General features: G+C 29.8%; 20 protein-coding genes. 4 read left to right on the forward strand and 16 right to left on the reverse strand.

The annotated features are described in order from the left end of the window. Nucleotides 1-58 precede the first annotated feature (58 nt). The 4 genes from P344_RS04950 to P344_RS04965 all read right to left on the reverse strand — a co-directional run bounded on the left by P344_RS04950 (nucleotide 59) and on the right by P344_RS04965 (nucleotide 3,471). Entirely contained in the window at nucleotides 59-295 is a 237-nt protein-coding gene (locus P344_RS04950; protein ID WP_025317770.1) for a hypothetical protein, read from the reverse strand. Nucleotides 296-466: 171 nt separating this feature from the next. Beyond that, nucleotides 467-685, reverse strand: a complete 219-nt coding sequence (locus P344_RS04955) for a hypothetical protein (RefSeq protein WP_025317771.1) — start codon at nucleotides 683-685, stop codon at nucleotides 467-469. Nucleotides 686-1,003: 318 nt separating this feature from the next. Further along, nucleotides 1,004-2,767, reverse strand: a complete 1,764-nt coding sequence (locus P344_RS07970; protein WP_025317772.1) for a PTS transporter subunit EIIC — start codon at nucleotides 2,765-2,767, stop codon at nucleotides 1,004-1,006. Nucleotides 2,768-2,769: 2 nt separating this feature from the next. After that, a complete protein-coding gene (locus P344_RS04965; protein ID WP_025317773.1) occupies nucleotides 2,770-3,471 on the reverse strand; it encodes an N-acetylmannosamine-6-phosphate 2-epimerase in 702 nt (233 codons plus the stop codon). Between the two features lie 117 nt (nucleotides 3,472-3,588). On the opposite strand from P344_RS04965, the gene P344_RS04970 reads away from it, so the two are divergent. After that, entirely contained in the window at nucleotides 3,589-4,425 is an 837-nt protein-coding gene (locus P344_RS04970) for a MurR/RpiR family transcriptional regulator (RefSeq protein WP_025317774.1), read from the forward strand. A gap of 37 nt (nucleotides 4,426-4,462) precedes the next feature. On the opposite strand, the gene mgtA is transcribed toward P344_RS04970, so the two are convergent. The 4 genes from mgtA to P344_RS04995 form a co-directional block, all read right to left on the reverse strand. After that, nucleotides 4,463-7,162, reverse strand: coding sequence for a magnesium-translocating P-type ATPase (gene mgtA / locus P344_RS04975; RefSeq protein ID WP_025317775.1), 2,700 nt, complete (start codon nucleotides 7,160-7,162; stop codon nucleotides 4,463-4,465). A gap of 902 nt (nucleotides 7,163-8,064) precedes the next feature. After that, nucleotides 8,065-8,604 carry an alkaline phosphatase family protein gene (locus P344_RS04985; RefSeq protein ID WP_148552333.1) on the reverse strand — a complete coding sequence of 180 codons (540 nt, stop codon included), beginning with the start codon at nucleotides 8,602-8,604 and terminating at the stop codon, nucleotides 8,065-8,067. Continuing rightward, a complete protein-coding gene (locus tag P344_RS04990) occupies nucleotides 8,577-8,825 on the reverse strand; it encodes a hypothetical protein (RefSeq protein ID WP_025317778.1) in 249 nt (82 codons plus the stop codon). Before P344_RS04990 ends, P344_RS04985 begins: the two co-directional genes overlap by 28 nt. Nucleotides 8,826-8,966: 141 nt before the next feature. Further along, nucleotides 8,967-9,263, reverse strand: a complete 297-nt coding sequence (locus tag P344_RS04995) for a PTS sugar transporter subunit IIB (protein WP_025317779.1) — start codon at nucleotides 9,261-9,263, stop codon at nucleotides 8,967-8,969. A gap of 190 nt (nucleotides 9,264-9,453) precedes the next feature. On the opposite strand from P344_RS04995, the gene P344_RS05000 reads away from it, so the two are divergent. Beyond that, nucleotides 9,454-9,795: a hypothetical protein gene (locus P344_RS05000; protein ID WP_025317780.1), complete on the forward strand. Its 342-nt coding sequence runs from the start codon at nucleotides 9,454-9,456 to the stop codon at nucleotides 9,793-9,795. A gap of 60 nt (nucleotides 9,796-9,855) precedes the next feature. On the opposite strand, the gene tyrS is transcribed toward P344_RS05000, so the two are convergent. From tyrS to P344_RS05040, 8 genes are all read right to left on the reverse strand, one after another. Further along, nucleotides 9,856-11,094 (reverse strand): tyrosine--tRNA ligase, encoded by a 1,239-nt coding sequence (gene tyrS / locus P344_RS05005; protein ID WP_025317781.1) that lies wholly within the window; start codon nucleotides 11,092-11,094, stop codon nucleotides 9,856-9,858. A gap of 54 nt (nucleotides 11,095-11,148) precedes the next feature. Next, on the reverse strand, nucleotides 11,149-11,655 hold the full coding sequence (locus tag P344_RS05010) for a YtxH domain-containing protein (RefSeq protein ID WP_025317782.1): 507 nt from the start codon (nucleotides 11,653-11,655) through the stop codon (nucleotides 11,149-11,151). A gap of 2 nt (nucleotides 11,656-11,657) precedes the next feature. Continuing rightward, on the reverse strand, nucleotides 11,658-12,011 hold the full coding sequence (locus P344_RS05015; RefSeq protein ID WP_025317783.1) for a hypothetical protein: 354 nt from the start codon (nucleotides 12,009-12,011) through the stop codon (nucleotides 11,658-11,660). A gap of 210 nt (nucleotides 12,012-12,221) precedes the next feature. Further along, a complete protein-coding gene (locus P344_RS05020; RefSeq protein WP_025317784.1) occupies nucleotides 12,222-12,665 on the reverse strand; it encodes a hypothetical protein in 444 nt (147 codons plus the stop codon). After that, nucleotides 12,652-13,668: a hypothetical protein gene (locus P344_RS05025; RefSeq protein WP_025317785.1), complete on the reverse strand. Its 1,017-nt coding sequence runs from the start codon at nucleotides 13,666-13,668 to the stop codon at nucleotides 12,652-12,654. The genes P344_RS05020 and P344_RS05025 overlap by 14 nt, the downstream gene beginning before the upstream one ends. Nucleotides 13,669-13,722: 54 nt before the next feature. After that, entirely contained in the window at nucleotides 13,723-14,745 is a 1,023-nt protein-coding gene (locus tag P344_RS05030; RefSeq protein WP_025317786.1) for a nicotinate phosphoribosyltransferase, read from the reverse strand. Beyond that, nucleotides 14,738-15,364: a YtpR family tRNA-binding protein gene (gene ytpR / locus P344_RS05035; RefSeq protein ID WP_025317787.1), complete on the reverse strand. Its 627-nt coding sequence runs from the start codon at nucleotides 15,362-15,364 to the stop codon at nucleotides 14,738-14,740. The genes P344_RS05030 and ytpR overlap by 8 nt, the downstream gene beginning before the upstream one ends. Then, nucleotides 15,354-16,460: a M42 family metallopeptidase gene (locus P344_RS05040; protein WP_025317788.1), complete on the reverse strand. Its 1,107-nt coding sequence runs from the start codon at nucleotides 16,458-16,460 to the stop codon at nucleotides 15,354-15,356. Before P344_RS05040 ends, ytpR begins: the two co-directional genes overlap by 11 nt. Before the next feature lie 107 nt (nucleotides 16,461-16,567). Between P344_RS05040 and P344_RS05045 the strand changes: the two genes are divergently transcribed. Together P344_RS05045 and P344_RS05050 are read left to right on the forward strand one after the other, a co-directional pair. Continuing rightward, the gene (locus tag P344_RS05045; protein ID WP_025317789.1) at nucleotides 16,568-17,410 is read left to right on the forward strand and encodes a DegV family protein; all 843 of its coding nucleotides are present in this window, start codon (nucleotides 16,568-16,570) and stop codon (nucleotides 17,408-17,410) included. A 12-nt stretch (nucleotides 17,411-17,422) separates the two neighbouring features. Continuing rightward, nucleotides 17,423-18,283, forward strand: a complete 861-nt coding sequence (locus P344_RS05050) for a DegV family protein (RefSeq protein ID WP_025317790.1) — start codon at nucleotides 17,423-17,425, stop codon at nucleotides 18,281-18,283. Nucleotides 18,284-18,340 lie beyond the last annotated feature (57 nt).

Here is an 18,340-nt window from a genome sequence, read left to right on the forward strand (position 1 = left end):
TAAGTAATTCTTATTAATTAAGATTTTTATTTTGTAAGGTCTTTTATTAAATGAACAATTAACGCAATTGTCACACAACAAATAACAAAAATAATAGCGCCCCATTTTCTAAATTAATATTACTATAAATATTAAGAATGGGAAAAACAACAATTTCCAAAATGGTGTTAATTCCTAAGTCATATCCTAATAGATAAAAGTAAAAGCGAAACATACTTAAGGAAAAGATTTTTCACCCTAAGGCTACCCGGTTTTTAACATGGTTATATAAAGTTTGGTAATAATGGGAAGCCATTTCATAACCTCTTTTAAAATCAAAGAAAGTTTCTTTTTTATTGGTATTTAAAATAACCTGGCGTTCTTTTTGGTAAATTTCTGTTAAAGCGCCAATAACCCCTCTCTATCAATAACTTCTTTATAACGCGTAAAATCACCTTCAATTAAAGCGGTTTTTCTAAATCCCGCACTAGGTAACAAATTCTGGTTTAACCGGAGATTTTTCATATAATAATAAATCCTTTTTAATTCCTGAAGTGTTATTTTTTAAAATATTAATTTTCATGTTCTCTAAAATAGTGTGTAACTTATTATAATTATACAATAAAAAATCAGATTTTGTTTTTTTATACTGGCGCATCCCAATGATTGTCGACATAAAAGTTGATTTAAAAGTCGGAATAATCATTGCAAATAACATTCCTAAAATAATTAACTTAAACGGACTTAAAATTTGTACTAAGTTACTATTCCCTTGGTTATCAATTAGTCAATTTACCCAACTTGAATAGGCAAAATAAGATAAAACAATAAAAACTAAAGTAACTAAATTTCTTGTAATTAAACGTATTATCCACCTGTTAACTTTCTAACTAATTTTTCACATCATAGTTTATTCATTTCTTAATTTTATTGTATCCTAAAAAATGATAAGAAAAAACATGTTTAGGTTATTTTTAATCACTAAACATGCCCCATTTTAATCTGAATCCGTTAGTTAATATTTTTATAATAATTTATTAATTTGTGCGCTTAAAACAACGACTTCCCCACCAAACACAACCTGGATGTTATCACCTTTGATAATTGAACCAGCAGCTCCTTCGTTGCGAAATACTTGAGGATCTATTTTTGTTGCGTCTTTGACTGTTACCCGGAGTCTGGTTGCACAGGATGTGACAGAAATAATATTTTCTTTCCCACCAAATCCTTTAATAATATTAAGGATTCGTTGATCCGCATCACTAGTTGCGGAGGGTTGTTTTTTTAAGCTAAAATCTTTTTTACTTAGTAATCTCACTTCATTGTTTCCACGGCCAGGAGTTGGTAAATCTCAATGTTTAATCGCAAAGTAGAAAGTACAAAAAGCGATGATACCCTCCCCGATGGCAAATAAAAAGGCATAATAGAACTTAGTTCCTTTCATTACTGGTAAGGCCCCATAGATCATTAAGTCAATAAAACCACGGGCAAACCCAACACCAACATGGGCACCTACTAATTGCATAAACATATATGAAAAACCTGATAACGGTACATAAATTAAATAATATAAATAGGGAACTATAAATAAGAAGGTAAATTCTAATGGTTCAGTAATTCCGGTTAGAAAAGCAACTACCATTGCTGAACCAATTACTGAAATAGTATTGCGGCGATTTGATTTATTAGCGGTTAAAATAAAGGCAATTCCAATTCCCATACACACTCCCAAATAAGTTGGATAGTCTTGGGTAAATCTTCCCGCATGAATATGTGCATACTTGGTAAATCATTCAAAAATTGGAATTGAACTAGCACCACCATTAATTGGTAAACTATTATAAGGCAGTCCATTAATAAAGTTTCAAATTGATTGATCGCCATTAATTGGATTATCTTTTAAAAGGTCTAAAATATGTTTAATCTGTTCATTTGCAACATCAACATTTGCTTGTTGAATGGCATTCATAAAGATCTCAGTTGATAAAACTCCTCCAAACGGAGTAGTAAACGCCACCGCAATCACAATTTGGTGCAGACCAAATGGCATTAATGCTCTGGTAAAAATCCCATATGCTAAACCATCAACGCCAGCAGGTGCTTTGGCAATATTTTCGCCAATAATATTAATTGCTTGACCAACCCATGGTCAAAAAATTAAAAAGATAATGGCAATTACAAAGCTTAACGGAATCATTACAAATGGTAAAAACCGTACGCCACTGAAAAAACTAATTGCTGATGGTAATTTTAAGAGGTGTAAACGATTATAAACATAGGCAGTAACCGCTCCTATAATAATTCCTCCAAAAATAGATGTTTGTAAGGACCTAATCCCTAAATTACTAGTAATTAAGCTATTTAAGCCCTCACCGCTATGAAACCACATAATGTTTTTTAAAGTATTTCCTTCAAAATGAATGAATGGAATTTGGGAAGAAGAAAAAACTAAATAAGATATTATTGCAATAAAAGCAGCGGCACCTGACTCACTAGTAAAAGTAATTGCCACAGCGACACAAAACATAATGGCAAAGTTAGCAAAAATAATTTCACTCATTCCTTTAAAAATGTTCGCGGCAATAACTCCACTAGCACTATAATCATTTGCCCCAATTGCTCCGCTAATTCCTAATAGTAGTCCGGCAAACGGCAATACGGAAATCGGTAACATTAGGCCGCGGGCAAATTTTTGCAAATTAGCTGATCACTTATTTTTACGTTGTTTCCATCATTCTTTTACAAATGAAAAACTATTTTTATTATCTGTTTGATACTCTTTGTTCAATATTATTCACCTTCATTCTTTGGTAATATTTTCATAAAATGTTCGGTAATTACTTGCGGACGCGTAATCGCACTTCCCACGACTACTGCTCAAACATGATCAAAACTTAATAAATCTTTAACTTGTTCTGGATATCAAATGCCACCTTCAATAATTAGATGGCTTTTATTAATAACTGGCTTTAATTCTTTGACAAATTGATAATTATTATCTAAATTTCCTAATCCTACTGTTTGGGAAGTATAACCACGTAAAGTTGTGGCAATAAAATCAAATCCTAATCTTTCAGCATTCTCAATATCACTAATTTCCGAACAATCAGCCATAATTAGCTGGTCAGGATAATTTGTTCGTAAATATTCGACAATTTCTTCTAAACTTTCACGGGGACGATTACGGAAAGTGGCATCTAAAGCAATGACATCCACTTGTAATGCAATTAATTGTTTAACTTCTGCTAAAGTCGGGGTAATAAATACTTCACTATTTTCATAATGTTTTTTAATTAGCCCAATAATTGGAACATTAACTACTTCTTTGATTGCTTTGATATGTTCAACTTGGCTTAATCGGAGCACTTCCGCCCCGCCTTGCACACATGCTAAAGCAATTTTTTGCAATACATAACTATCATTTAAAATTTCATCATCAACTGCTTGACATGATACTATAAGTTTTTTCCTAATTTCACTTGTAAAACTAATATTATCTCCTCCCCTTTGATAAATATATTGCAATTTTTACTTTTTTACAAATAAATTTTATAATTATGAAAATTTTTTACATAAAAAGAGTTATAATAATTTCCAAGAGGTGACAAGATGGGACAATTTAAAATTTTAGAAATTAATAATCCACAAAATACTCATAGTGATTTAACAATCATTGATTTTATTAATAATGAAACAGAGTATTTTATTAATAATAATATCCAAAAGATTGCCCAAAAATGCTATGTTTCAACAGCTTCAATTAGTCGCTTTGCTAATAAAAATGGGTTTCAAACCTTTCGAAAACTCCAACAGTATGTTCATGAAAAAAACGAATGACAAAAAAAACATTATCGGTTATCAACCGGAACCCAACTCCAAGATAGCATTAATAATATTACTACTTATAATATCTATGCAATTAATGAAACAGTCCAAAATATTCAACACCAACAATTAGAAGTTCTTGTAAATGATATTATACAAGCAAACCGAATTCTCATTTTTGGTGTTGGTTCATCCTGAATTGCTTGTGAAGAATTAGCAAATAATTTGCAAAAAATTGGAGTTAATATAGCTTGTAATAAAGATTTTCATACCCAATTATTAACAATCCCCGGGTTAACAGCTAATGACCAAATTATTTTATTTTCAAAATCTGGACGCACCAGAGAAATCTTAGAAATTCTTAAAATAGCTTTTAACTATAAAATTCCCGTTACTTTAATTACTTCAAATCTAAATTGCGGATATGAAAAATATTTACATAATAAAATTCTCTTTCGAACGCTTAAACAAATCTCACGCTATTCTGCTGTTTCTTCTAAAATTATCCAGTTATTATTTGTAGACATTGTTTTTAACCAAATTATTGAAAAAAATAGTGATTATAAAAATTACATTATAAATGGTACTAAAATTGTTAAAAGTTGAAATAGTGCTAAATAATAAAACACAGATTCTAATGATCTGAGTTTTATTATTTTTATAGTCACCGGTGGTAAATTTTGATGTAAATAAACTTTGCCAGCTGACTCAGCAAGCAATAGGATATAATAATCATCACCAAGAACGCAAAATAAATCCCTAGTAATGGACGCATTCCCAATTCAGTTCCAATAATGGTAAAGGGAATCACAATTCCAATTGTAATAACTGCTAAGGTGGCGACATTTAGTTGCCAAGCAGCACGCGATTGGATAAACGGAATCCGACGAGTGCGGTACATTTGCACCACTAAGGTTTGAGTTAGCAATCCTTCAACAAATCAGCCAGTATGGAATAAACTAATTTGTTCAGGGGTTGGGTTTCCTTGTGATAAAACCCCAAAATAATAACCCATTATTGCAAAGGTAATAATATCAAAAATTGAGGAGACTGGTCCGTTAATAAAAACAAACGGAATAATGTCTTTGGTTGTCCAAGTTTGTGGTTTTGCTAAAAAATCAGCATCTACTTTATCAAAAGCCACAGCAAATTGCGACATATCATATAATAAATTTTGAAATAGTAATTGAATTGGTGCTAAAGGCACAAAAGGTAACCATGCCGAGGCAATTAAAACACTTAAAACATTTCCAAAATTTGATGAAATTGTAATTTTAATATATTTCAAAATATTTCCAAAGATATTACGTCCCTGAATAATTCCTTTTTCTAAAACTAATAAAGACTTTTCTAATAAAATAATATCAGAAGCTTCTTTAGCAATATCAGTTGCATTATCAACCGATATTGCGACATCACTTTGACGTAACACCGGAGCATCATTGATCCCATCCCCCATAAAACCAACAGCATGGTCATTAGCTTTTAACGCATCAATAATTTTAGCTTTTTGTAAGGGGTTTAATTTTACAAAAATATTATTTCGTTCCACCACATCTCGTAATTCATACTCACTTAATTTTTCTAAATCTTCGCCATTCACTAAGCCCTTAACATTCAAATCTACCCGGTCACAAATTGCTCTTGTTACTTGCTCATTATCTCCGGTTAAGATTTTTAATTCAACCCCATTTTGTTTCAATAATTTAATCATTTTCGCAGCAGATGGTTTTGGTTTATCTAAAAAGGAGATAAAACCTAAAAAAATTAAATCATTTTCATCACTTGTTGTATAATAATCATTTTTTTCATGTCCTCGTGAGTAAGCAACTCCAATTACTCGCAGTCCTTCGGTGTTTAAACGATTAGTTGTTGCATTAATCATTCTTAAATGATCATCACTAAGGGGTACTAATTTCCCATCATATTCAATGCGGTTACAATTTTTAACAATTTCTTCAATTGCCCCTTTACAAATTAGGGTATGGTGGTTATCTTCACCTTTGACAACAACTGTTAATTTTCGTCGGTTAAAATCAAACGGAATTTCATCAATTTTAACATAATCATTTGTCATTAATTTTAAATTATGTTGTTCAACATATTTAATAATTGCCTTATCCATCGGATTTTTTAAACCAGTTTGATAAAGGCTATTTAAATAAACATAATTTAATAATTTTTCATCTTGCTTATTATTTAATAATGTATAGTCAATTAACTCAATATTATCATTTGTTAGCGTCCCGGTTTTATCCGTGCATAAAACATCAATGGCCCCTAAATTTTGAATTGCTTCTAGTTTTTTAACAACAACTTTGGCCTTACTCATTTTGCTAGCCCCGCGTGCTAAATTAGAAGTAACAATCATTGGCAACATCTCAGGCGTTAATCCAACCGCCACTGAAATTGCAAATAAGAGTGCCCCAACCCAATCATTTTTGGTAACACCATTAATAACAAAAACAATTGGCACCATCACAAACATAAAACATAATAACAACCAAGTTGTTCTTTTAATTCCCTTGTTAAAACTATTTTGTGGTCTTTTTTCAGTAATTGTTTTTGAAATCGTTGCATAATAGGTATTTTCTCCAACCCCAATTACAATAGCAATCGCACTTCCTGACACCACACTTGTTCCAGTATAACAAATATTTTGTAATTCTAATAAATTTGATTTTTCCTTATTATAACTAGCATGTTTTTCGACTGGTAGTGACTCTCCCGTTAATGAAGACTGGTTAATAAATAAATCATTACTTCAGAGAATGCGAACATCAGCGGGAACCATATCACCACTTGATAAATAAATTAAATCTCCCTGCACTAATTCATGAATTTCTAATTCTTTGGCTTCTTTTATTAATTCAGTATTATTACTTGCGACAACTTCATCAACTTTTTCATCCTCAGTTAGTCGAATAACCGTAATGGTGTTGCTAACTAAATTAGTTAATTTTTTTGTCACTAAATAACTGCGGACTTCTTGAATATAAGATACCGTCGTACTAATAAAAATCATCACTAAGACAATAACCGTTCCGACTAGCTCAAAACTATCACCATTCATAAAAAAATAACTTAGAAAATTATACAGGGCAATACATCCTAGCACAATGTTAAATGGATTTAAAAATACTTTTAATAACTCTAAAAATCATTGGAACCTAACTTCTTTTAAAGTATTATCACCGTATTCTTTGGCAATTTCTTTTGCTTGGTCAAAATCTAACCCAAATTTTGAAAGATGAAAATGATCTAAAATCGCCACTTGTCCAAGTTGGGCAATTCTTTTAATTTCATCAGTTTTAGCAAACCCAATTTCTTTTTTACCTTTTCTTTTTTTTACCTGCATTCATTAGCCTCCTCTTAATTTATTATTAATTAAGAACAAAATTTTGAAACCAGGCAAATATTATTAAAATTAATTTTTAACTAAAATTGCTGGTTAAAATATTCATTCTGTTAACTAGATTGTTCAGTTGGCACATCTGCTCGGACACTTTAACCACTCCTTTTATTTTTTTAATTAATCTTATTTATTTAAATAATATCGTATAACAAGCGCTAAAACAAGCATAACAAAAAAAAGTTAATAACTTTTAGTTATTAACCGGATTTACTACTGGCTCAGTTAGAACTTTCGGGTTAGCAGTTGGTAAATTTAGCATTAACTTAAATTGTTTTTTCCATAGTTTATTATAACCAACTGAAATTCCAAAAAAAGAAAGTAAATTGCAAGATATTTAAGAAGTGAATAAACTAAAGCAACCCAAATGCTTGCTGTTACAAAGTTTAGAACATTTCAATATGTTGTTATCCCGTTAGTTAACCACCCAAAGATTAAGCGGAGCAACATTCCAAAAATAAATTAGTTATTTATTAGTTTTTGTTAGTTTGCTAAGATATCAGGGGATGAAAAAATTCCTACCAGTTAATTTTTACCAATATTTTATAAAAGATCTTTTAAATATCTAAAATATCATTAATATATTTAAGAGATAAGTTATAATATGAGAGTAGTATAAAAAATTGAATTAAGTGGGTGAAAAAATGAATTTATACTTATTAGTGTGGGCGCACTATCATATACTTTAATTCTATCTGGAATAACTCCTGATTGCAAAATATCTTTTTTAGTATAAACAATTCAAGGAACCGTCATTTCCGGAATGTTTGGTCGTCCATGATATTGAGACAGTCCTCCATGATCACTATTAATAATAAATGGTGTGTCATCATACATTTGTTTAGCTTTTAACTTATTATAATTATCCCTATTTGCTGATCAGTTTTTGTTAATGCTTGGTAGTATTCTTCAGAATTATATTCACGAGAGTGTCCAGTATCATCAGGATCTAAAAAATACATCCATGATAAACTAGGTTTGGTGGTATCAATTTGGTGTTCTAACACATCTAAATAACGCTCAATTGAATTTTTTTTGGTATTTGTTTGATAATAATAATCAATAAAATTCTGACCATATGCTTTAAAATCAAGACTTAAAGCAATTGACTGTACACCTAATAAAGAAACAAACGCCGTTTGAATTCTTTCGTGAGTTACTCATCATCCCGCGTCAAGATTACTTTGATGAATTAAACCAAAAATTGAAGTTTGCTTGACTAACTTTGCTTCATCAATATAAATAGAATGGTGAATATTAGTTAATGGCTGATCAACAATCCCGTGGTTTTCGGGACCTGTTACCAATAAAATTGTTGCTCAATTTCCGGCAGAAGAATTTGACAACTCACTACGCACATCTAATTTATAAGCATCATGGTCCATCATGGGCAAAGATTTGGAATGGTTGCTTTTTGCAGCGCATACGCTGCTAACCCATCATTTGCCAAAACAACGATATGTTTGGGATGATAAGTAAGTTTATTTTTCATAAGAAACATATTTAATATATTTTTGTTGATACGATGGTATCCTGCAATTGCCGCAAGTTCCAGAACAGCTATGGAAACTGCTCTGGTTAATAAAAAACTGGCATGTAATTTTCGCATCTTAGACCCTCATCTTCTTTCTTCTAAGTTTACTTACAAATTAGTGTATGTTAAAAATCAAGAAAATTAAAAAAAATTATCTAAAAATAGATAAATTTTTAAAATTTTTTCAATTAATTATTTGCAGCCTTTGCTAATTAATTAAATATTTGCCGTAAAATCAATGATTGAATTCGCATCATTTTTAACATACAAGTTTGAAGGAAGTACTTCCACTTTAATATCTTTATTTTCTGGTAACATTCCAATAATTTTATTTTTTAAGTATTCAACTTGTGGTGTTAATAACACAATATCATAATCATTGATGTTTAAATTATTTACTGTTACAGCTTCAAATTTTCATTCTTTGTTGTCTTGGACCAAAACATTATTAATTTTTTCAACAATTGTTTTTGTGCTAATTCCTGCAGAACATACTAAACAAATTTTTTTCATTTTTTCCTCCATTGGTCATATCGAAATCTATAGGTATAAGTTATACTAATAAAATAGTAATAACGTAATAATTTCGCAGGATTATTTTAGCATAATTTTACAATAAATGATATAATTATAAAAGAATTTGTCCAATTATTTTTAAGATAGTTCGGCAAATTACATATAACTTAAATTTAGGAGGATAAGAATGCTACCAGAAAAAATTGATTCTTTTATTGAGGACCATGTCGATAAACCATTGTCAGAATATATTAAAGAAAATCCAAGATTTATTCTAGAATTTATTAATACATTATCATGAGAAGAAAAATTTGAGTTAATAAATGACTATGTAGCACAAGATGATGAAATTGAACACGCAATTAATACGATTAATAAGAAAATTTCATTATTCATTGAAGATGAAATCAAAGAACGAGTAATTCAAAACATCTCAGAAGAAGAATACTTAAGACATAAGGCAATTGTGGAAGTATACGAAAAAGCAAAGGCTGAGTATGAACAAAATAAAAAATCAAATATCAATTAACTAAGGTCAAATATAGAAAAAAAGGATTTGAATAACATTATTCAAATCCTTTTTCTTTATTTATAAGTAAATAATATGGTATTTTCGCTTACCGCGACGAATAATTAAAAATTTATTATGTAAAAAATCTGGTGGTGATAAAACTTTGGTTTCATCATTAACAACGTGGCCATTAATAGTAATTGCATTTTTGTTCAAAAACTCACGACCTTCACGTTTCGAACTAACAACTTCACTAGCAACTAATAAATCTAACAAATTAAGATTTGGTGATTCTAATTGGTAGTGAGGAAGACTATGTTGAATGCTTGTTAATTCTGATAATGATAATTCATGTAAATTACCATTGAATAAAGCATCCGAAATTTTAATTGCACGGGCTAACTCATCTTTCCCGTGAACAAATAATGTTAATTCTTCGGCTAATCTTTTTTGCCCTAATCTTTTAAACGGTTCTTTTAAATGGTCTTGTTCTAATTGCTTAATTTCTGCTTCTGATAAAAAAGTTAAGAATTTTAATAGTTTAAAAGTTTCAATGTCTTCTTGATTATAAAAGAATTGATAAAACTCATATGGCGAAGTTTTCGTTGGATCTAACCATACAGCCCCTGATTCAGTTTTTCCAAATTTAGTCCCATCAGCCTTAGTTAATAAATTCATTGTTAACCCACAAGCTAAATTATCTTCTCCCAGTTGCTTACGAATATAATCCGTTCCCGAAGTAATGTTTCCTCATTGATCACTGCCCCCGGTTTGGACTGTACAGTCATACTTTTTATATAACTGGTAAAAATCATAAGCTTGTAATAAAGTATAAGAGAACTCGGTATATGATAACCCACTCTCAATTCGCGAAGTAATGCTTTCTTTATTTAGTAAATAACTAATATTAAATTCTTTTCCCATGTCGCGTAAAAAATCAATTAATGAAATGTTATTTAGTCATTCACCATTATTAACAATTTTGACATTCGGAATTAGTTTTTCTACTTGTTGTTTGATGCTTTCCACATTATGCAATACTGTCGCATTATTCAACAATACCCGTTCGCCTTTCTTTCCGCTGGGGTCCCCAATCATTCCGGTTCCTCCCCCAATAATTGTAATTGATTTAAAACCACATTTAGCAAAACGTTCTAACAAAATAATTTGAATTAAATGGCCAACATGTAAAGAATCTCCCGTCGGGTCAAAACCACAATATACTCCTTTTTGTAATTCTTGTGATTTTAATAGTTTTTCTTTGTTTGTTACCTGTTTTAATAGTCCTCTTCAAGTCAATTCTTTAATAATATTCATTGTAAATTCCTTTCTATTAATCATCTTATTGAAAAAACTCTAAGTAAATAGAGTTTATTTTTTATTTTGATTCGATATTTTTTTAGTGGGTTTTGGGTATCCTTCTTCAATGATTTTTTCTGAAATTGAAGCAGAGGTTTTTTTCAAATCATCACTAACCTTGATTCCAGCGTAAATGGCAGAGACAGTAATTTTTGCTAAATCTTTGGCTACTGCCCGAACATTCGGAGATTTTGCGGCTGCTTTGATTAGTTTGACGGCACCTTGATCAAGTTTTTTCAGTGCTTTATAAGCCATCTCTTTGGTTGAAGCAGAATCTAAAATATCAACTGCCCCCTTAACATTTTTAATTTTAACTTCAATATTAGTGGCAATTTCATCAGACTCAATTCCTTGTGATTTCTCCCAAACAATTTCAATTTTATTAACCATATCTTTTAACTGCGGATTATATTTTTTAACCATTTTAACAAAATCAGCGCGTAATTCAGAACCTTTTTTAGGGGCAATTAACATTCCAACAACCATAATTGCTACTGTTTTTAATAATTTAAAAGCCATAATTAATCATCCTCAGAATTAGCAAAATCTTTTAGTTTGTCAACTAATCGATAAGCAACGTCCTTATTTCTTGAAATAACTTTAATTCAAGCTTTAACATTTCGTTTCGTAAATGCTTCAAAAACATCAACATAGTTTGATATTTTTACCACCGTATCAACTGTTGAGTTTAGCATTTCTGATTTATATGTTAAGTCCTCAATAAAATAATCAAATTTTTTCGCCGCAATCGCAACTTTTCGCGCCGCAATAATTCCATATAAACAAAAAATAATTGCTAAACATAATAAAATAATAATTAAAATTGTTTCTGAGATTAAAAGATTATTGTCACTAGCTAATAAGTATAAATTCATTTTTTCACCCACTTAATTCAATTTTTTATACTACTCTCATATTATAACTTATCTCTTAAATATATTAATGATATTTTAGATATTTAAAAGATCTTTTATAAAATATTGGTAAAAATTAACTGGTAGGAATTTTTTCATCCCCTGATATCTTAGCAAACTAACAAAAACTAATAAATAACTAATTAATTTTTGGGCTAAAATTAAATATTTTTAATATTTAATTTGATAAGATTCCATTTTATTATAATATTTTTTACTAAATTTTAATTTTAATAATTTACCTTTTTTCACTAAAAAATCATTTTTAATTGTAACTCCCAATGAAGTAAGCCCCCTTTTTAAAGAATGGTTTTTAAAATTATTGATTAAATTAGCAAAAGAATAATTTTCTTGCAAACCAATCATAATTATTGCTTGAAAGTCAGAAAAACCTAACACTAATTCATCAAAATTAAGATCATAAAGCTCAACAGTTGGGGATTTAGTTGCTCTCGCTAAAAAATCGGTCAGTAATAATTGATGATTGCAGAAATTAATCGTAGAAGTTAATTCCGTTAATGACGGATGACTTGCTAGTAACCTTGAAAATAAATTATCTTCTAAATTAAAAATGTCATCTTTGATTAAAGAATCTGGTTGCTTATTTGTCTTCATTATTATTTAATTCATTTTTAATTCGTTCACGACGACTTTCATCTGCTTCTTTAAGATTTTCTTCTTCAAGATTTAATTTCCTCATATAATAAGGATTCCGACTCGTGTAAAAATCAACAACTTGTTTTTTGGCTGAATTATCCTTAACATTTTTTAAATTCTCCATCATTTGTTGATGTTCCGAAGAGCCTTGAATAATTGGTTTTGGTCTTCGGAGAAATTGACGGTCAAGATTATTTTCTTTTAATTCACGAGCAATTTTATAACGCGTTGAACCCGCCGCAATTGAATTATGCATGATTTGTTTTTTCCGATCAAGTAACGACATGTCAGTTGGAAAATCAGTATTGATTTGATAAGTCTTACGAATAATATTGTGGAATTTACTATTAACCTCTTTTTGTTTTTCAATTCCTTCAAACATTGTTGTTTGTTCATAAATATCATATAAATTTTTACGCGGATCAGTTTTTTTAATTTTTTCTTTCAATTGTTCTAACTCTACTGTTAATTCTTCGGTACGATCACCAAAAATATTCTCACCATTTTTACGTGGCTTGAATAAAAAGGATTGGGTTTTTTCAGCTTGCTCAGATAATTTCTCTGGCTTTTTAACCATCGATTTAATTATTTGCTCATCTTGTTGCAGGTCATATTTTTTATAAATTGGTTGATAAGTTTTTGTTGTTGGTGTTGGTTTTTCTTCAACTCCATTATCCCCAATTTTTTGTTTAATTTCTGCTTCCACTATTTTGGCAATCGGAGAAGTATCATCACTAGTATAATTAATTATTGTTTGATAATGGGCAGAATTAAGATCTTTTCCAAATAATGGTGAAATTACTTCTGTTAATTTTGAAACTTGTTTTTCAGAACTTGCTGGTGGTACAGCGTCTGCTGGTTGTTTTTTTTCAGAAGTATTTTGTTTTGAATTATTATTTTCAAAAAAAGTGCCTTGGTGATTATAATAAGACGGGATTTTTTGATTATCTTTACTATTCATAACTAATTCTCCTCCAAATATATCTTAATTATACCTAAATTATTTGTTGTTAACTTATTTTTTTTGTAATCGGGTTGACTCGATATTATGGCGTCCATATTTTGCCTGGGGTTGACCGTTTATTAAGACCGCATCACCAGTAAAACCAATTGTTAACTTTGCTAAACTTTGGCCAACCCCATAAAAATCAACGGGAATATTTTCTTTTTCAAAATCTTCAATAATTTTTGCCGTAAAACCAGAAGAAACAATAATCTTGACATTTGTAAAATAATGGCGATCTAGTTCTTGACGCAAGGCTTTGATCAAATGTTTATTAACCCCATGAATATCTTCACCTTTAAACTCCGCTTCTTTTCCAATAAAATACTTATCAACTAAGGCTTTTGAAGTGTCAATGCGAACGGCAAATAAATCAGGAAATTCCTTAGCAATTTTTAAAGTATCATTAATAACATCATTATTATAATCAACCAAAGCAACTAATTTTTCCGTTGGAAAATGTTTTTTGTAGGCATGTAAAGCAGCAATTAAATCACCATTAAATGCTTGGATTAATGCATGGGGAACAGTTCCAATTGGTTCCGCATTAGGATTAACTTTTGCTAACTGCGCTTGTGTTACAAAATTGCTAATCCCACCCACATTAGCAGCATAACCATCATTTTCCTGCGTATAATAATAATCATTACGATCATTCATATAAATAATTGGCTTATTATTAGCAACTTGGATTAAACGATAACAATTAGTTGCAATACTTGTTTGACGAGCAAGAATTCCATCAATAATACCTTCTAAATAACCAAATTGATAATAATGACCGGTAATTTTTAGAACTGGCTCAAAAGCATTAATAAGATCACCATCTGTTAAAGCATAAATTTCCAAACTTGCTGGATCAATCGCTTCTGCTTTAATTAATTTGACACATTCATTAACCCCTGCTAATTTAACATTATTTTCTCTTTGAAAAAATTGGATGGTAATTATATCGTCTGGCCGTTCATTTTTTAAAATGGCGGCTGTTTTTAAAAAATAAATAGCACTATAGTAACCTTCTTTTATTTTACTCATCTTTATAGTAGTCCTTTCAAAAGCTATCTCCAATTTTATATTTATTATCCGTTAACACCATAATAACTTTCCCCGCTTGGGTAATTGGTAAACCAAGTTCTTGTTCGGAACAAATCATTCCATCGGATTTTTTACCCCGTAATTCTGAAGGAATAATTTGTAATAAGTTTGGCATTCGTGCACCAATATTAGCAACAACAACTCTTTGCTGATGATTAATATTAGTAGCTCCACAAATTATTTGTCGTTGTTCATCACCAAGATTAACTTCGCAAATATTTAACTTATCTGAATTTGGGTGTTTTTTAACAGTTAATACTTCTCCCACTATAAATTGGGTTGTTAAATTAATATTTGCCAAATTATAGCCATACTGTTGAAATAAAGTAATTATTTCCGCAATTAAATCTTTATTGTCACTATTAATGCCACTAGTTAACTTATTTTTAAGCATTGTTTTGGCATTTAAAATATTAAAACCAACTAGTTGTTGTTTATCATTACGGAAGAAAACTAAGTTATCTTGGATTATCCGTTCGGGATTATTAACAACTTGTAAGTAACCAAATAATGTATCAAAATTTTCATTATAAAATAAACCAACTGTATTATTTTTCATCTTTTTTCTCCTTACTAGTAAAATTAAACTGACAGATTTTTTCATGATTTAAATCCTTAATGATAGTAGTCACTAATTTAATTGTTTCATTAAAATCATCTAAATCAATCACCCCACCAGTAGTGTGCAGGTTGCGAGCAATCAAACAAGCCTGAATGGTAGGTACTCCATAATCATGTAAATGCACAGCTCCAGCGTCTGTTCCACCTGACGAAATATAAAACTGATTTTTAATATTATATTTTTTCATTAAAGCAATTTGGTATTGAATCAAATCATATCTTGTAATATATTCGCGGTCCATTCCTCTTAAAATTACACCATTCCCAAGTTGACCAAATTCACTATTTGAATAATAATCTTGGCCGGGAGACACATCAGTAACAATTGCAAAATCAGGTTTAATTAAATTAGTTGCTGTAACAGCACCTCGGGTTCCAACTTCTTCTTGAACACTAAAACCAATATATAAATCAAAGTCTAATGCTAAATCTTTAATGTTTTCTAAAACTTCTAATCCTAAAATAACTCCCATCCGGTTATCAATGGCTTTTGATAATAATCGCTTTCCATTTAATAAGACTGTCTCTCCTTCGCAAATTAAAAAATTACCCAAACGGATTCCATTAGCATAAGCATCTGCTTCAGAAGTAAATCCAAAATCAACTAGCATCGTATCAATTTGAGCTGGTTTATTACGAGCTTCTGGTGATAATAAGTGCGGTGAAATCGCTGAAATTGTTCCTTTAATAAAAGTCCCATCATCTTTTAAGAGTTTCACGCGATTTGCTAATAAAGTTTGTTCTCAAATTCCACCCAGGGGATTTATTTTAACTAAACCCTTAGGATTAATTTGGCGGACCATAAAACCAACTTCATCACCATGGGCCATCAGCATTACTTTTTGAGGGTTAACAATATTTTTTTTATTTCTAATAACAGCAAAGCAACTACCTAAATTATCTTGAATAATTTCATTAGTATATTGCTGATAATATTTCTTCATTAGTTCAATAACCCGAAATTCACAGCCACTTGGTCCAAACTCTTGCAAAATTGCTTCATACATTTTAAATTTTTCTGGATTAATTTTCATAATAACACCTTCTTGTTCTTGAAAATATTATATCAAAGTTTATAATTAATTTATTGTTAACAAATTAACAATTTTATTAAATTTGTAGAATTAAACGAGGGATAAATATGAAAAAAGTAGCAATAATAGTTGACTCCTCATCAGGAATCAAAAGAAAAGACTTAGAAAAATATGATGACATGTATTGAATGCCATTACTATTAACCTTCCCCGATGGTAGTGAAGTTGATGACGATGATGAAATTATTTCATTCGACGAATTTTATGATATTTTGGATCAGCAAGTTATTAAGACAAGCCAAATCCCAATGGGAAAAATAATTAACAAGTGAGATGAACTGTTAAAAACTTACGAAAAAATTGTTTTTGTTGGTTTATCAAAAGGTTTATCTGGTCAACATGAAAATATTTATATGCTTTCACAGCAAGATAAATATAAAGATCGTGTTTTTGTTATCGATACTGATGGTGTTAGCGAAGTATTAAAACATATGATTGACCATATTTATCAGTGTTTAAACGAAGGAGTGGTTCCTGAAGAAATACAAGCAAAAGTTGATGAATTAAAAAAACAATTTTCTGCTTTTATTATTTCAAAAAGTTTAGAAACTTTAAAACGTGGCGGAAGGATTACCCCTGCCGCGGCCGCTCTTGCTTCGCTTTTAAAGATCACACCGATTTTAAGATATGATGGAAAAATTGATAAATTTGAAAAAACAAGAACTTTTAAAAAAGCAATTGAATTAACATTACATCAAATTAAGAAAGAACGTACAAATTGAAAAGAAATTATTTTAATTCATTCAAAAACAGATGAAGAAGCATTAAATGATGTTAAAAAAATCATTACTGACTATGGTTGTGAAATTAAAAAAACAGTAATTTTAGCCAATGTCATAGCAGCCCATACCGGACCTAATACTGTTGTCCTAGTATGTTGAGAAAAATAAGAGGTGAAAAAAATGAGCAAAAAAATTGCAATCTTAACTGATTCATCAGCAGGATTTACAGAGGAAGAAATTAAAAAATATCAAATTCATGTTTTACCACTACACATTATTTTAAATGGTGAAACAGATATTTTAGATAATGAACAAGAAGTTGCAGCTAATAATTTCTATGAAGTTGTTAGAACTGGCATTACCAAAACTAGTCAAGCATCAACCGGGGAAGTTATTAATATGTATCAAGAATTACTAAAAACGCATGATGAAATAATTCATTATCCAATTGCTGAAAAATTATCTAGTCAATATTCAACAGCTTATATGATTGCTCAAGATGACGAATTTAAGAAAAAAGTTACTGTTGTTCGTAACCATACAGCAGCTTATTCTTTAAAACAACTAATAATTTTAGCAAAAGATTTGGCTGATAAAGGAATGGATAGCAAAGATATCATTGCCGAAACAACAAAATTTGAAAACTCAACCTTAATGACAATGATTCCTGGTAGTCTTGATCGTTTATCAAGCGGGGGAAGAGTTAAAAAAGTTTTACTTTCCTTAATTAATTTATTAAAAATTAAAATCTTATTACAATGAGGAGAAAACCCCAAAAAAGTTGCCTCATCCCGAACAATAAACTCATTAGTAGAGAGCTTTATTGATCTATTAAAAAACTTTACTAAAAAAGTTAAGTTAAAATATGAATTATTTGTTTTAAAAACTTCAGAATGTTCAGCAAAAGTTTGAGATGCAATTGTTGGTGTTCTAAATAAACATAAAATTAATTATCATGTTGAAAAATTACCAAATGTATTTGTTGCTCATGCGGGATTAGATACAGTTGCTTTTGTAACAATTCCGAAACTTGATAAATAAAATAAAAATCCATTCTTAATAAAATGGATTTTCTTTTTTTGATGTAAAACTTAAAAA

It is taken from the genome of Spiroplasma mirum ATCC 29335, from assembly GCF_000565195.1.
Classification (GTDB): domain Bacteria; phylum Bacillota_I; class Bacilli_A; order Mycoplasmatales; family Mycoplasmataceae; genus Spiroplasma; species Spiroplasma mirum.